At 53.0% G+C, this 743-nt stretch carries 1 protein-coding gene; it reads right to left on the reverse strand.

Going from position 1 to position 743, the window contains the following annotated elements:
* Positions 1 to 288: 288 nt before the first annotated feature.
* Positions 289 to 612: a DUF1731 domain-containing protein gene (locus VI25_RS22345; RefSeq protein WP_055562927.1), complete on the reverse strand. Its 324-nt coding sequence runs from the start codon at positions 610 to 612 to the stop codon at positions 289 to 291.
* Positions 613 to 743 lie beyond the last annotated feature (131 nt).

Genomic DNA, 743 nt, shown 5'->3' on the forward strand with positions numbered 1-743 from the left:
CTACTGTTAAAATCACGAAGAAGTACAACTGCATTTCACCGTCTGAACCCCGCCGCCGACGCGTGGAAGCCGTGGATACGATTGTAGTTGATAATCTGCTGGAGAACCTAAATAACGGCACCGTGCCTATTCCTGATAGTTTAGGCGGGTAAGCACCATATCCCTATCTGAACAGCAAAGGCCGCCCCCTAAATTGGTTAGGAAGGCGGCCTTTCTAGTACAGTATTTTATCTTACAGTGAGGTATCCAAGGGCGGGTTAGCAACAGGGGAAACCTAGCCGATAGTGGTTATTCCTCGCTACTATAAAAAGACTCTAACGCAGGCTTTAGGTGCGGAAACTCAAAAACAAAGCCGTGTTTCAGGATCTTCTCGGCACTGACGCGCTGGCTAGCTAGTACAAGCTCGCTCATTTCGCCCATCACCAGCTTCAAACCAAATTCAGGCACCTTGGGAAGCACCAGCGGACGGTGCAGCACGCTGGCCAGCGTTTCGGTAAAGTCCTTGTTCGTAACGGGGTTGGGTGCTACGGCATTGAATACTCCCTGCCATTGGGGCTCTTCTAGGGCCTCAATAAGCAGGCGGCATAGATCGTCGAGATGAATCCAGGACATGTACTGGCGCCGGAGCCCAGCGGAGCACCGGCCATCATCTTTACCGTACGAGCCAGCGGTACCAGCGCTCCGCCATCGGGACTCAAGACCAAGCCAATCCGAAAAATGGCCGTGCGAATGCCCTCCTGCTC

The organism is Hymenobacter sp. AT01-02 (genome assembly GCF_000961955.2).
GTDB lineage: Bacteria > Bacteroidota > Bacteroidia > Cytophagales > Hymenobacteraceae > Hymenobacter > Hymenobacter mucosus.

Bases quoted from the DNA above. Each gene is read 5' to 3' on its own strand.
- VI25_RS22345 (WP_055562927.1), bottom strand. From the start codon at position 612: ATGTCCTGGATTCATCTCGACGATCTATGCCGCCTGCTTATTGAGGCC.